This window comes from Arthrobacter sp. B1I2 (assembly GCF_030816485.1).
Lineage (GTDB): Bacteria > Actinomycetota > Actinomycetes > Actinomycetales > Micrococcaceae > Arthrobacter.
The window spans coordinates 2,751,081-2,765,360 of sequence record NZ_JAUSYC010000001.1; the positions used below are offsets into that span (position 1 = coordinate 2,751,081).

The window sequence follows — 14,280 nt, forward strand, 5'->3', positions numbered from 1 at the left end:
CTGCCGGCTCCGCCGCTTGCGGGCCGGGATCCAGTCTAGGGGACAGGACCTGGCGCCCACCCCAGGCAGGCCCGTGACGCGCCAGGGCCGGGCCCGCTGGCTGCCAGCGGGCCCGGCCCTGTTTGGGGGCAGTGGGAGGGAGCTTACTTGGGCATGAGGACGGAGTCGACCAGGTAGACGGTTGCATTCTTGGTCTTGACGCCGCCGCAGACGACGTTGGCGTTGTCCACCTTGAGGTTGTCGCCGCTGCCGGTTACGGTGACGGAGCCGCCCTCGACCGTGGCGTGGGTGCCGGCGATCTTGTCCGGGGTGATCTGGCCGGGAACCACGTGGTAGGTCAGGATCTTGCTCAGGAGGGCGTCATCCGTCTTCAGGGTTTCGATGGTGGCGGCGTCAATCTTCGCGAAGGCATCATCAACGGGTGCGAAGACGGTGAATTCGCCGCCGTTCAGGGTGTCAACCAGGTTGACCTTGGGGTTCAGCTTGCCGGAAACCGCAGCGGTGAGCGTGGTCAGGATGGGGTTGTTGGAGGCTGCGACGGCCACCGGATCCAGGGCCATTCCCTCCACCGAGCCTGCACCGGAGGGAACCTGCTGGGCGTAAGCGGCGCAGCCCGGGCCCACCAGGTTGGCGGCGGGATCCATGGTGCCTGCCGAGGAGCTTGCGGACGGGGACGCCATGGCGGAGCTGGACGGGGACGCCATGCTGGAGCTGGGGGAGGACGCCATCGGCGCCGACGACCCGGAGGTGCTGCCCGAACCGCCACATGCAGTGAGGCTGAGCAGAGCGGCCGCTGCAACGCCTGCGACGGTGAAAGTGGTGCGCTTAAAGGTCTGCATTTCAGTTCTCCTTGGATCGTTTTGCCTGCCGCCTTCGGACACTGCGTCCGCGGCTGCAGTCTGACTTGGGGTAAGCACCTGCCCTTGGCTGGTGTCTCATTGGCAATTCGGTCGGTGGGCAGCGGCGGATGGGTGCACTTCTGAAGTTTTTCGATTCGAGGCACGAATCCGGTGGAGCACTGGCAGGTGTTTAACGCAGAAATCCCCCGGCCGAAGCCGGGGGATTCACTCTGTGCGCAAGGGGGGACTTGAACCCCCACGCCCGAAGGCACAGGAACCTAAATCCTGCGTGTCTGCCAATTTCACCACTCGCGCGCGGCTTCCTGCCGTGAACGCGGGACGTTCGACGGCGGATGCCAGAGTCCATTGTAGCGTTGCGTCGGGCAGGTGCCTGGGCTGGCGCCGGCCGGCGGGTCAGCCGTCCAGGTTGAGGTCCCGCCGCAGTTTGGCGACGTGGCCCGTGGCCTTGACGTTGTACTGGGCCAGCGAAACGTTGCCGGAGGGATCCACCACGATCGTGGAGCGGATAAGGCCCTGGTACGTCTTGCCGTAGTTCTTCTTCTCGCCCCAGGCGCCATAAGCCTCGGCCACGGCGTGGTCCGCGTCGGAGAGCAACGGGAACGTCAGTGATTCGTTCGCGGCGAACTTGGCCAGTTTTTCAACGGGGTCGGGGGAAATCCCGAGGACGTCGTAGCCGGAGGCCTGCAGGGAGGCAAGGCTGTCCCGGAAGTCGCAGGCTTCCTTGGTGCAGCCGGGTGTGGAGGCGGCCGGGTAGAAGTAGACGATGGTTGAGCGGCCGGATCGGGGAGCCAGGCTGACATCCTTGCCGGTTGAATCCTGCAGGGTGAAAGCGGGCGCTTTGTCGCCGGTAACGAGTCTTTCAGCCATTGTTTTTCTCCTTGTGGCGGGCGGGACACAACAGCCTAGTAAGCACGTGGAGCAAGTGCTAATCGGCACTTGGCTATACTGGCAACTATGCCTGATATGGATCACTGGCCCACAGGGCGTCTCCTGTCCACTGCTGCGCGACTCGTTGAACACTCATGGAACGAAAAACTTGGCGCCATCGGACTCACGCACGCCGGTGTTATAGCCATCGAGGTCCTTGCCGCGCAAGGACCCATGACCCAGGCCCAGCTCGCCCAGTATGTCCGCGTTCAGGCCCAGACCATGGGCAAGACGCTCAGCCGGCTTGAGTCCCACGGCCACATCGTCAGGGTGCGCAGCACCTCGGACCGCAGGAGCCACGTGGTATCGCTGACTGAGCAGGGCAAGGAAGCGGTTGCCCGCGCCGTGGAGATGGAGCGCGCAGTGCTGGCGTCGTCCTCCATTGATCCCGAAGTCCTGCGCCAGGAACTCAAGGCTGTGGTTCGTGAGCTCGCCAGCCAGTTCGCCACGACGCCCGGCAATGCAGACGCCCTGGTAAACAACGCCGCCAAATAGTTGTTGATGCCGCTGGTTTCATAAGGAAAGCGCGGCCCCGGCTTGGAGAAGCCGGGGCCGCGCTTTTTTGTACCTGGTGCGGGCCAGCGTCTACTCTCCAGATCCCATAAGCGCAGAAAACAAAACAGCCTCCGGTTCGTGTTTCCACAAACCGGAGGCTGTTTTCCCAGTGGTGCACCCCCGGGACTTGAACCCGGAACCCATTGCTTGCGAATCCTTGTTTCCGGAGGCTTTCAAGGATCCCTTAGGCCTTCATCTATTGGGATCTTGGGCGATGGACGGTCACCCCAGCTATCACTAGATTGCGTGGACTTCCGTCGTTTTAGGTGGGTAAGCGGTGAGTTTGCCAGGGAGCGAACTGCCGGGTTGAGGCATGGCGGGAGAGACGGAGCTGGACATGAGGTGCGACCTGGGCGTGCGGTGTGCCCCTCTACCGGATTGGGGAAAGCCTCTAAAGTGACGGTCTCGGCGCGTATTTTCGTGGGCGGCGGCCCCGGCTTTACAATCTCGGACAGGTAGTTCCTCGAGCTTGAAGCTGTTGTCCTTTCGCTGATTTGCCCACCTTATGAGGGAAGCGAACAATTAGGTCATGTTGGCGGTTTAGGCAGGGGTTCGTGGTGTTCCCCTAAAGACGGTGACCGTGCCGGACTCTTCGCCTAAGACTGCCGTCGTAGAACCTCCGATGGTGGACCAAACGCCACACGTTGCTACCGAACCTAGAGCAACTTGCTGCTCTTGATCGAATGAATCAAGGTTCCAGATCCTGGCCGTAGAGTCCCAGCCTGTGGTCATGGCATGCATGCCATCGTCCGATATAACCACTGAAGTGAGGGGACGATTGTGGCCGCTTAGCTCGCGCAACAAAGTGCCTGTCCTCAGGTCCCACAGACGGGCAACCCCATCTTTCCCCCCGGTAAGTGCTCGCGTCCCGCTCTTGTCGAGGGAAACACTTCCTATCAAAGACGTTTTCCCGTCAGTGAGGCCGCGAAGGGTGTGCATACTCTTTCCAGTTATCAGATTCCACTGACGCACACTGCCGTCGTTACTGGCCGTCAGTGCACGTGTCCCATCCGGGGTGATGACAACCGAAACCACACGCCCCGTGTGACCCCTTAGAATGTGCAGCATCTCACCGTTCGTAAGGTCCCAATGACAAGCCGTGGAATCGGAACCCGTAGTTACTGCACGCTGTCCGTCAGGGGTAATGGCCACAGATAGCGCTGAGTTCGAATGAGCTCTTAGTGTATGAATCTTGTGGCCGTCTCGCAGGTCCCATAAGGTTGCGGCCCCATCCGTGCCAACTGTCATAGCCCTGTCAGCTTCGGGCGAAAGAATGCTTGAGTTGAATCTTTGGCCTCTGAGTGTCAGCAGCAACCGACCAGCGGAAAGATCCCAGTACATAACGGTGCCTTGAGCGTCGGTAGTAAGGCCCCGCGAGCCATCGGGTGAAACAGACAGACCTGTAACCCGTCCTGAGTGCGCGGAGAGCCTATGCAATTCCTCGCCGTTCGCAAGATCCCAAACTATGACAGTTCCGTCACTACTAGTGGTTACGAGGGTTTCATTGCTTCCCGACAGGGCTGCCGAGAGCACCCGATCTGAGTGGCCTCGGAGACGTCGGGTTAATGCCGTAGCAGGGACGTCCCAATGACGGATCTTGCGGTCGATACTGGCCGTGACACATTGCGTTCCTTCCCGATTGGAAGCCACCGCCGTGACGGCGTTGTTGTGAGCGTCGAGGACCTGAATCACCGATCCAGTGTCAGTGTTCCAAACGCGAATCGTACCGTCCCAGCTTGCGGTTAGCGCAGCCGAGTCATGCAACACCGGTAGCACGCCGTTTACATGCCCACTATGCCCCCGGAACGTTTGGATCACGTCGCCGGTCGTGAGATCCCAAAGTTTTGCTGTTTGGTCATCACTACCGGTCAGCGCGTGGAGGCCATCTGAATAGAAGGAGGTTGCTTTGATGCCCAGCGAGTGACCCTTCAGCGTCGATAGAACCTTTCCAGTTTCGACACTCCAAAGCAGAGCAGTGGCGTCGTCGGCTCCAGTGAGGATCCGTTTTCCACCCGGTTCGATCGCTATCGAGTGAATCGAGCCCACATGTCCGACCAGTTGCGGACGCTGCACCCCTGAATCGGCGTCCCAAATGCGGACAGTCGCGTCCAGGCCCCCAGTAACAACGAAGTCTCCTTGCGGGCTCACAGCAAAGGCGGTGATCGGGCCGCGATGACCTTCCAAAACTTTGCTTGCCTGGCCAGATATTATTGGCCAGATTCTTGCGGTTCCATCCCAGCTCGCCGTGAATGCTGTGTCACCGCTTGCAGAGATGGCAACAGCCGTAACTGCTTGGGAGTGGCCTTGCAAGACTGAAACAACTTGCCTGGTTCTGAGATCCCATAAGATGGCCGTCTTGTCCCGGCCCCCAGATATAGCGGTTGTCCCGTCCATCGACACTGCCACGCACAAGACATGATCAGTGTGTCCGTCGAGAGTGAGCAGCGGAACCCCTTCTTCTAGATCCCAGACTCGGACTTCGTTATCCCACGCGCCGCTAACAGCACGACTGCCGTCAGGGGTCATGCAAACCGAGCTGATTCGGTGAGTATGGCCCTCGAAGGTCCGCTTTAGGGCAGGACTTGCTGCACCAGCGGACCAAATAGGAACCAAAGTGCTATCCGAGATGCTGGCTAAGAAGTTTTGCGCTCGCCCGCCGAGGTCAAGGTCGGAATTAATGAGGGCCTGCATTCCAAGTTGCCTGGCACAATAGCCATCGTCATCCACGAAGAAAGGTGGCCTCAGATGATGAGCCTCGAGGTCAAGGAGGTGGACTATTTTCCTCGAAGAATCCTCAACTGCGCCTTTTATCTCTGGCAGAGCGCATATTTTTCGCAAGTTACCGGCCACACGATCGACTCCCAAGGTACGGATGGCGCGTTCGAGGTAGCCGAAGTCTTCACAAAGGGCAGGAAGCGACCCGGGGTCAAGCTCTGCTAGATGGAAGGGATAGTTCGTTACGCCGTAGCGGCTTTCGGATTCGGACCATGCGCTGCAATAATTCAAGAGATCTTGGCGAGCTTCGTTGAGTAAAGTAGGGGTGAATTTTTCCAGAAAGTGCTGACGTAATCGGGGGTGCGTCAACGAGTAGCCAATCGAGTTGTTGCCAGAAACAACTCTTCGGATCCTCGGCAGCAGCTTGCGTTCAAACCAGTCCGTTGTATACCCAAGGGGATCATTCACATGCTCGGGTACCGCAGCGGCCAAGTCATCGCGCGTCAGAGGGCCAAAAGAGACGGTAAGAACCGCAAACAATTTGATCGGAACCTGGTCGCCTGCAACGTTACAAAGTTCTAACCACCATCGGTCAAGATATGAGCTTAAACCCCTAGGTTTTGAAGTAAGGTCCTGAAGGGTAACTCCGGGGGTGTTGGCGTCCTCAGCTAGAAACCGGACGTAAAGGGGATCCGCTGAAGGAAATGATGAACCGGATCTCCTGTCGACGCCATCCTGCACGTATGCCGCTCTATCCATGATCGTAGACACAGCTCCAGGTTGCCGAATTAGATCGGATGAAAGGTCGCCAGTGGCTTCAAAGACCGCCGCGACCGCCGTACCGTCGAAGCCCTGAAGGGGTAGCTCTGTGACGGTAGTCCTACGCAGTTGGTAATCTTCGTGCCAGTCTTGGCCGGTATCGCGAATACTCACAATCACGTGAGTGTCATCCGCAAGACGCCCGGAGATATACGTTGCAGGCGACCATCCTCGTACTTCGTCTAAACCGTCGAGAATAATTGTTTTTGGCTTGGCGCTCTGAAAAGAAGCCACTGATCCTGAACGGAGTAAAAAGCGCCGGTATATCGCTCGTAAGGAAGCGAGATCCATCTTTGCTCGGCTTCCGCCGCCTGGGTCGAATTGCTGGATCATGCTACGCAGGAAGAAGACTTCATCCAGCCATTCACCGTTTTCGTATCGTGCATTGAAGAAATGATAAACGGAATCGGAGGGCTGGCGCCGCACTAGTTCGGCAAGAAGGGCGGTTTTACCAAGGCCTGCGGGGGCAGTGACTGCTAAGACGGCAGATGGTCCAGCGAGAAATGTCTCGATAACTTGAAACGCGTCGTCGCGGCCCGCGAAAACAGCGTAATCTGGATCGTCCAGTAGCTGGCTGAAGTTCGTCCGTAGGAGAACGTCCTCTTCGTGCTTTTCCGGGGTTTCTATCGCCTCACCGATCTTCAGGACATCTTGAAGATAAGCCACATCGATGGCAAATCGAAACTCCCGTTTGTCAAGTTGTTCCCGGCCTGCAGCCACGGAGCGCTCCCACGGCAGCAAACCATTTACTCTGCCTTGCCCTTCGGGCCATTGTTCCGAGAGCGCACCTTTGCTATTCGAAAGGCCCGTGCATTCGACTAAGAGATAACATCCACTGTCGACTAGCTCCATCAGTAAAGCCCGGTCAGTGAGGACACCGCTGTCCTGCCACCAGGCGGTGCCCTCCCCGCCATCTTGCAACGGTTGCTCACGCTTCCAGCTGTCGCTGGCACTGCGCTGGGTGAGTAGAGACACGGCTACGAGAGCATGCCCGTCGAGGACCGCGACCAGCGGAAGGAGGCCCTTCCCCAGCGCCGCTCCCGCGAATAACAACGCGAGATCAAGACAAGTCCCATCTCGTGCGCCACCCAGTATGGTATCTGGGTCACGGACGATTTGAATCATCCTTTCTGGGTGATAGGCCTCTCGGGACCAATAGATGTCTCTATCGCACAACGCCTCATACAGTGCACGGACTAAGCCACGGTAATCTTGGGATGCGAGCATAGTTTCGGCAGAACTGGCGCCGTCAGTACGTATTGTTACCTGGTCAGCTAGGTCGGCTCGGACGTAGCGAGCCAGGCCCTTCTCATCGATCTTCGACCAAGGAGCCCAGACCATGTCACCAACCCACTTTGCCTACTACATCGAATGTTCCATGCACCGGAGTGGGGCGCGGTAAGCGCCCACTGTCTGTGCCAACCGTAACGGTGTATCTACCAGGTGACAGCCCTTCAATCTTTGCTTCGTGGTAGTGATCTAGCCCTTCTGCCAAGAAGTGCCGGTCAGGTGGGCCTGCCTGCAGACCTTCGACTTGCTGGATGTCAGCGACAAGGGTATGGGCTGGGTCCATCGTGCCAACACGAGCCCGAATAACTATCGGCTCGTTCGGCTCGTAAAGGTCGTCAAGAAGCAAATCAATGGGATTTAAACGCAGCTGGCCCCCGCCTTGAATTTCGGCAAGCCCCCGGGATTGCACCTGTTTTACCCGTTCGAACAGGTCGTCCAACAGCGTCGCACTACTCTGCAGGAAGCCATGCCGCTCACCTAGGAACGTCTCCCTTTGATCTTCCGAGAGCTCAATGGGGGTGGCGGATACCCGAGGAACGGTGCCGTCGCCGCCCGCTAGAAGATTGTCTATTGATTCTGGCACCGTCCAACTCGTGCTCAACGAGCTCCCGGAGAAGTTGGCAGACTGAAGAGTAGTTTGCCCCACGCCTACAAGCGGAAACGTCTTGTAAGCGTCCTTTGCATAGTCGGGATCCCTAGCATGCATTGCAGTTGCAGCTTTAATTTCATCGTGGAATACTTTAGCAGCATTTAAGTAGCCGGGAGTGGCATTCGGAATGTCTATATCATAAGGTCGCTTCCAGGTGCCGTTATGGTTTATTGCCCGGTAAACAGGCATTAGCTCGTAAACTGACGGGCAACTCCTCAGCATTTCGGTAAAATCGTGGAAAAGCTTCTTGTAGCCATTAGCTACATACCCGACGGCGTCAATAGAACCCCGATAGGGCGTGCCAAAGGAGAATAAGGCCCGACATTTGCGCCATTGGCCGTCGCCCCTGTCTTCAGCATCACCCGTAACCTCGAGATAATACCGGGCCACGAGACCACCCATGCTGTGAGCGATTAGGATGACCTTTGCGCCGGGTTCCCCTGAGTGAATTCGCCACAGCTGGAGCTTCCTATCAACGACAGCCTTCAACTGCCGCGCGTTATATCTACAACTAAGCCGCCAATCGTAAGGGAAGGCAATAAGATTGGCCGGGGCATCATCAAAGGCGTTGCCTGCGGTGAGGTTTAGCGATCTGGCCAGTGATTTTAGAAGATACTCGTAGCCGGCAATCCTGCCCATCCCGTAAACCCCGTGAAAACCTGGCATAAGACTCTGGGGACGCACAGGAGTGTGTGGTACTTCGTCTATCGGATCATGTGCCGGAACGACAAGTTGGCCGATAGTTTGCTCGCCTTCTACAAGAAGTTGCCAAGCCGCTCCCGGCGATTGCTCCCAGAGGGGAGTTCGAAGCCCTCCAGAGCTGCTGTAAAGAGTGCTACCAGTTATTCCCGGGAGCACCACCACAATGTCCTTTAGCGTTCCTCGCACCGCCAAGCCAGGCCCTCCTGAATCCCCTCATGAGACCGTGCCCCTATGCTGAACCACGCTATGCCACAGGATCCTCCTACCCGAGGAGGGCTGTCAACGCATCGCCCAGTAACTTGACGGCATGCCCAGTTCCATCCGCTATTGATCTGACGGGCTGAGGATATTGCTAACCCGACGGGCTGTCAGGTAATTAGGTGTCTCGATTGTCGCACTAAGGTGCTTGGCATGGCCGAATTGGTCTTGAAAAAAGTCGCCTAGTAGCGACTGGGGCGAGTCCGACCTTTATATACCAATGGAACCATTGGTATAATGGAAGTGTGGAAAAGACCCCCTGCGGTCGGAGAAAGCCCCTCGCAATAGCGTATACACGCGTCTCCACTCTCGAGCAAGCCGAACAGGGCGCTTCGTTGGAAGCACAAAAAAATGTGCTTGCAGCGGAGGCTGCTATGAGGAATTGGGACGTTGAAGTTATTGCAGACGAGGGAGTCAGTGCGAAAAGCTTGAAGCGTCCAGGTCTGCAATTGGCATTGGCGAAATTGGATTCTGGGCAGGCTGACTATCTCCTTTCTGTGAGACTTGACCGAGTTAGCCGTTCTGTGGCTGACTTCGCCGGACTGCTCGACCGGGCTGGCCGCAAAGGCTGGGGTCTTGCCCTTCTTTCTCCTAACATCGACACGTCGGACGCTGCAGGCCGCTTTACGGGCAATGTCTTGGCGTCTGCCGCACAGTACGAGAGGGAGCTTATTGGGGCGCGCACGCGCGAAGGGATGGCCCAGCGACGGGCCGAAGGCGTCAAGCTTGGCAGGCCTCGAAGCCTTGCCACAGGAGTCTCAGACGAAATAGTCAATTTGCGCGGACTTGGACGATCCCTGAGCGCTATCGCCAATGAGTTGAATGATCGAGGCGTTCCGACCGCTCAGGGCGGAGCCCGATGGTACGCCGCAACAATCAAGAAAATCATCGTTTCCAGGAGCGGAGAATCAGACCTGGATGGGTGCCCTTGGGAAGGATTGAACGATGACAAAACCGTGGCTTGTTAGGGAAATCGAACAAGAGTTGCGCGATCACTTGAACTCGGACCGGTACCTGGAACTTGTCAAACAATTGGAGGTTGCACTCGCCCCGGACGGGGAGAGCATAGTTGTAAGGGCGGTGTATCAAGATGATCGCACGACTAGGACCACCTTCGATGGGAACGCCGACGTCAACGACGTGGACGACATCGTCGAGGTCACCATTGAAGAATTGACCACCAATAGCGAGGAGGTTGCTGGCCACCTGGGTGGGACCACGGCACTTTCAGAGATTGCTGCGCCGTTCCCGGAGGTCACGCATCGCAGAGGGCCTGCCCCGGCACTCCCATGGGGAGGGCAATGGGTACCCCCACTGCGCGGTTGTTGTACTCAATATCGTAGACGTGTCCTCTTCGGACACTGCGCCGGTGGCTACGCGCTCAGCAGTCTTGAGGTAAGCCCGCTCGATGTAGTCCTCAAGATCCTTGACAGCCACACGCCACAATCCCCGGCCACCAACCTGGAATCCACGTAGCTCCCCGGTTCCCAGTAACTGGCGAACAGTAGGCAGGCCAACGAACAGCTCGTCTGCAACCTGAGACATAGTCAAAAACCTGGGGCGCTTTGGCAACGCATTGTCACTCACCTGACAACCATTAGGCTTTCGGAACCACCAGCTGAGGGGCAGGTCCGAATTACCTGAAGTTCGGAACCCCCCTCGCAATCTGCTCGAAGTTCTTTAGTGGGCTGCTTCGAACTGCTCCAAGACCTCAGCCTGGATGCGTCCGCGGCTATTCACCTGGATGCCATTTCAGTCGCCCATTGCCGGACGGCTTTAGCGTCCGGGCCTCCTTGGGCGGACCGATGCCGAATAATTGGACGAGTACGCCCGCCGGACAACTTTCGGCCCGCGCTTGTAAAATGCGCTAAAGCTTCCCGGAGTTCATTGGCATGGCTGTCATTCAAATCAATCTCGTATTCGGTACCGTCGAGGGCGAAGGATACCGTCTGACTGGCTTCCGAGCCGTCAATGTCGTCCTCAAGAAGGACTACTGTCTTTTTTGCCATGAATAAAGGCTATCAGCCGACAAGGTAAGCGAGCTCTATATCCACCATCTCTAGGTCACGCGACTGAAGAAGGCGAACAACAATCTATCGGATCAGGACGGCAGCGTGCCCCAATCTGACTTTCCGCTATTCGGGTAAGTCGGTAACGCCTGGGCGTGCGTGATCGATCATCTATCTTCCCCTGATGACCAGACCATCGAGATACATCTGACCTCAGGTGCCAACTTCTCGCTCAAAACAAAAGGCGTTCCCACAATTTTCGACAAAGTGACAGTGACGCAGGTCCTGGATTTGAATACGTGCGTATACCATTTTGCTGCTATCGCTCCAGACGCACAGCGTGTCGATTGGTACAACCAACGATGCCGTACCAAGCACGATTCGCTGCTTTAGCCATCGATTTCCTGTCAGGGGCAGATCGCCGCATGGTCTCCCGGCTCCATTGCAGCGGGTCTTTGTTGGCCTTTGGGCCTTTGCGGGAGGCCTTAAGGCGGGATCCGGCGCCAGCGCCGTGTTTCTCGGTTGGTGATCCTAATGAGCTGCAACGAGTGCCCGCAACAAGACGATAAAAGGAATTCAGTGTCAAAGCTGCGGAGGCTCAGCCGCTACGCCCCAAGCTGGTCTGCCGCTTATTGGTTTCCTTTGGTTGGGCGTATTTATTGTTTTTAGGCAACGGTGGGAACCGGGGAGGATAAGGCTATGTGCCGTTGTGATGTGACGAAAACGGTCTCGAAGCGTTACTGGTACTCCGACCGGCCGCAGCACCAGGACAGCGATGTCGTGGTCGTCTGCGGCGAACTGACCGTCAGGCGGCTTCGGGCTAACGTTTTTTATGTTGACGCATTTGCCCCCGGACCATCAGAGCCGCGGTGAACAGTGAAGTGAGCCCAACAGCCATCATCGTTCGGGCCGCTGATCCTGAACCAGCCGGTTGGGAAGCTTGCAGCTGAGCGTCCAGGGCGGGAATCGCTTCTTTCTTGTGGGCAGGTAGCTTCTCCTTTGGTCCAGCGAATAAGGCCGGTGCCAGGGAGCCGAAAATCAGCAGGCCGACCAGCGCGAGCATCCACTGCTTTGCCGCGGTCAGTGACTCGTCAGGCCAATTTACCTCAGCGTACGTTGGCAGGCCGGTTGTCCAAATGAGTTGCAGTGCAGCTCCTTCAGCCAGAACAGAGCTACCGAGCACGACCAGGTTATAAAGTACGACCAGCTTTTCTTTAGTCTTGACGGCACCCTGCGTCGAAGACTCCCTGAATTGAACGATGTGGGCCAGATAGAACACGGGTATCACCAGCGCGATCACGACGAAGTATTGCTGATAGCTCAAAGGATCCTCCGTGTGAGGGGATGGCTTCCGGCTTGGAGTGAATCGTACTCCTGTCGCGGCCGGTTAGCGCCGGGTCACCGGCGGCCGCACCATCACCCAAGGCAGCTCTGATGGCCGTCCTCGCGGCTGTGAAAGTACAAGCGGGCACACCGGGCACCCCGACAGGCACGGCCTACCCAAGACGACGAACGCCATGGCGAAGGTCGGGCAGGTTGCGCCTTGAATTGCATGCGCTGCAGCCATGAACTCTTAGCCCTTCGCAACAGCAGGGAGATCGTCGGGGTTCCAGATTTGCTTGGCGATGTCGCGGTACAGATCGCCGCGCTCTACGACGTCGGCGGCTTTGAACTGCTTGTAGGGCTTGAACGGCAGCTGGCTGGACTTGGCGAAGGCCACAAAGCCGGGATTCTTCTCGTAGCTCAGCGGGTTGAGGCTGGCCGCGAGCAAGTTCTGACCGTAGTAATGAGGCAGCTTCTTCTCATAGGTGTCATCGTTGTAGCTCGCGTTGAACTGCTTCGGCAGTAGCAATAGGTCGCCGATGCGGTTTCGGTGTCGTGCAAAGTCTGCTTCATGACTGAACTCGTCGACGTGGCGTTCGGGGTGATTGGCCCAAATATGCTCTACTTCGTAGCGTACGTTTGTGCCGTTGGTCAGCTCGATGTAGGGGGAGGGAAGGCCGGAGCGGACGGTGATGTGGTCCGTGATCCGCGCGAGGATCTTGTGGAGTTGCCCGCGGTTTTGTTGGTGGACGTGCAGGTGGTCGTTGCTGTCGAAGTTCTCGTCAATCTTGAGCAGGGCCTCGCGGAGCACGGTGGCGAGTTCGGCGGCCGCGAGCCCCCGGATGTCGCGCATGACATTGAACATCGCGTACTGCATCGTCGAATAGGCGGTGGCTCGGAAGTTCCAGATCCGCCAGGCGAGCAGGATATCGGTGAACCGGCCAACGATCTCCAGCTTCTGGTCAATAACCTGTTTGCTGTCCTCGACCCGAAGTGGGGCCAAGAGGAGCTGATCCTGCAGGGTGAAGCCGAGGTCACTGTTGTAACGCACGAAACGCAGCGGGCTGTCGGGGTGGAATGTTCCCCTTGATGCCCGGAGTATGCGCTCGTACTGGTGGCTGTAAAAGTCGAGGTCACGGGTCACGAACTCGTAGAAGTCTGTTTTTGAGCTGAGGCCAATACCATCCTGGGCCCCGCGGAGCCAGCGGTGAAACTCCGTTCCGATACGGTCCCAGTCTTCCGGCTTTGCCCCTTTCTTGCGTTCGCGGATCTTTTTTGAGTATTGGCTTCGGAGCCAAGTCTTCAGGAAATCGGAGCTGGCGTCGTCGGCCTGGTCGTCGAGGGTGCGGAGTCGTTTGCGCCAGAGCTCGTTTGCCGTGGTGCGGGGCTTGCCGTCTTCCATGTTGGCAAGGAGATAGCCCTTGAGCATGTCGGCCGGGGTTAGTTTGAGTCCGCGGTCATTCATCGTCTCGAAGATCGCGTACGCATCATCGTCGGTGTATGCAGTGATTTGCACGAACTGGACCCGGTCCTTGAGCCAGTCGATAAAAAACGGCAGCACCTCGTTCCTCAGCTCATCCGGGAAAAGTTCGTCCAGCTCGCTGTACCGTCCCGCGAGGGTGTGGACTGACTCGGATGCGTCCGGGCGTGGCTCGTACGCGCCGGAATCGAAGAGTTCCTTCATGCAGTCCGTGCGGTCAGGGACGTCGAGGTTGAAGGACTTTTCGCCGAATTTCTCCGAGTAGATCAGCTGGTCGACGTCGACTTCGTCGTCACGGCCCTGCTGCAGACGGCGTAAGAAAGTGAGTAACAGGGTAAGGCTGGTGAGTCGCTGCTGGCCATCGACGATGAACGGCTGGCTTCCCTTTTGGGAGATGATGATGGAACCCAGGAAGTAGCCAGCATACTTGGCCACGTCCTTGCGCGAATGGCCAGGCTCGTAGAGGTCGAGAAACTTCGTGGTCAGGTCGGCGACTAGCTCGGCGAGCTGCTTGGACTCCCATTTGTACTCACGCTGGTAATAGTCGATCGAGTACTTCTTCTTTTCCAGTACTTCGGCGATCGTCTTTGCGACGCCGTCGATGGTGCGGTCAATGGTGCTGTGAGTGTCGCTCATGCATTGCTCCCGGCGATCTCGGCCGATCAGGTTGTCTCTCCCTGACTTCCAGACGGG

General features: G+C 57.7%; 11 protein-coding genes and 1 tRNA gene. 2 read left to right on the forward strand and 10 right to left on the reverse strand.

What is annotated here, in order from left to right; genetic code table 11:
* Positions 1-143: 143 nt before the first annotated feature.
* The 3 genes from QFZ57_RS12835 to bcp form a co-directional block, all read right to left on the reverse strand.
* Positions 144-839, reverse strand: coding sequence for a fasciclin domain-containing protein (locus QFZ57_RS12835; protein ID WP_306630797.1), 696 nt, complete (start codon positions 837-839; stop codon positions 144-146).
* Positions 840-1,072: 233 nt separating this feature from the next.
* Positions 1,073-1,154: transfer RNA gene (locus tag QFZ57_RS12840), tRNA-Leu, on the reverse strand.
* Positions 1,155-1,253: 99 nt separating this feature from the next.
* Entirely contained in the window at positions 1,254-1,727 is a 474-nt protein-coding gene (gene bcp / locus QFZ57_RS12845) for a thioredoxin-dependent thiol peroxidase (protein ID WP_306630798.1), read from the reverse strand.
* A gap of 96 nt (positions 1,728-1,823) precedes the next feature.
* Here bcp and QFZ57_RS12850 point away from each other — a divergent pair, with 96 nt between their 5' ends.
* Positions 1,824-2,282, forward strand: coding sequence for a MarR family winged helix-turn-helix transcriptional regulator (locus QFZ57_RS12850; RefSeq protein ID WP_306632503.1), 459 nt, complete (start codon positions 1,824-1,826; stop codon positions 2,280-2,282).
* 600 nt (positions 2,283-2,882) lie between these two features.
* Here the strand turns inward: QFZ57_RS12850 and QFZ57_RS12855 are convergent.
* Together QFZ57_RS12855 and QFZ57_RS12860 are read right to left on the reverse strand one after the other, a co-directional pair.
* Positions 2,883-6,596, reverse strand: a complete 3,714-nt coding sequence (locus QFZ57_RS12855; RefSeq protein ID WP_306900532.1) for a WD40 repeat domain-containing protein — start codon at positions 6,594-6,596, stop codon at positions 2,883-2,885.
* Between the two features lie 622 nt (positions 6,597-7,218).
* Entirely contained in the window at positions 7,219-8,454 is a 1,236-nt protein-coding gene (locus QFZ57_RS12860; RefSeq protein WP_306900533.1) for a lipase/acyltransferase domain-containing protein, read from the reverse strand.
* Between the two features lie 566 nt (positions 8,455-9,020).
* Here QFZ57_RS12860 and QFZ57_RS12865 point away from each other — a divergent pair.
* The gene (locus QFZ57_RS12865; RefSeq protein ID WP_306900534.1) at positions 9,021-9,743 is read left to right on the forward strand and encodes a recombinase family protein; all 723 of its coding nucleotides are present in this window, start codon (positions 9,021-9,023) and stop codon (positions 9,741-9,743) included.
* A 259-nt stretch (positions 9,744-10,002) separates the two neighbouring features.
* On the opposite strand, the gene QFZ57_RS12870 is transcribed toward QFZ57_RS12865, so the two are convergent.
* The 5 genes from QFZ57_RS12870 to QFZ57_RS12885 all read right to left on the reverse strand — a co-directional run bounded on the left by QFZ57_RS12870 (position 10,003) and on the right by QFZ57_RS12885 (position 14,223).
* Positions 10,003-10,320 (reverse strand): helix-turn-helix domain-containing protein, encoded by a 318-nt coding sequence (locus tag QFZ57_RS12870; RefSeq protein WP_306900535.1) that lies wholly within the window; start codon positions 10,318-10,320, stop codon positions 10,003-10,005.
* A 135-nt stretch (positions 10,321-10,455) separates the two neighbouring features.
* Positions 10,456-10,515 carry a hypothetical protein gene (locus QFZ57_RS21675; protein ID WP_441296748.1) on the reverse strand — a complete coding sequence of 20 codons (60 nt, stop codon included), beginning with the start codon at positions 10,513-10,515 and terminating at the stop codon, positions 10,456-10,458.
* Entirely contained in the window at positions 10,512-10,784 is a 273-nt protein-coding gene (locus tag QFZ57_RS12875) for a histone-like nucleoid-structuring protein Lsr2 (RefSeq protein WP_373461243.1), read from the reverse strand. The genes QFZ57_RS21675 and QFZ57_RS12875 overlap by 4 nt, the downstream gene beginning before the upstream one ends.
* A gap of 820 nt (positions 10,785-11,604) precedes the next feature.
* Positions 11,605-12,108, reverse strand: a complete 504-nt coding sequence (locus tag QFZ57_RS12880) for a hypothetical protein (RefSeq protein WP_306900536.1) — start codon at positions 12,106-12,108, stop codon at positions 11,605-11,607.
* A gap of 249 nt (positions 12,109-12,357) precedes the next feature.
* Entirely contained in the window at positions 12,358-14,223 is a 1,866-nt protein-coding gene (locus QFZ57_RS12885) for a DUF262 domain-containing protein (RefSeq protein ID WP_306900537.1), read from the reverse strand.
* Between the last annotated feature and the right edge of the window lie 57 nt (positions 14,224-14,280).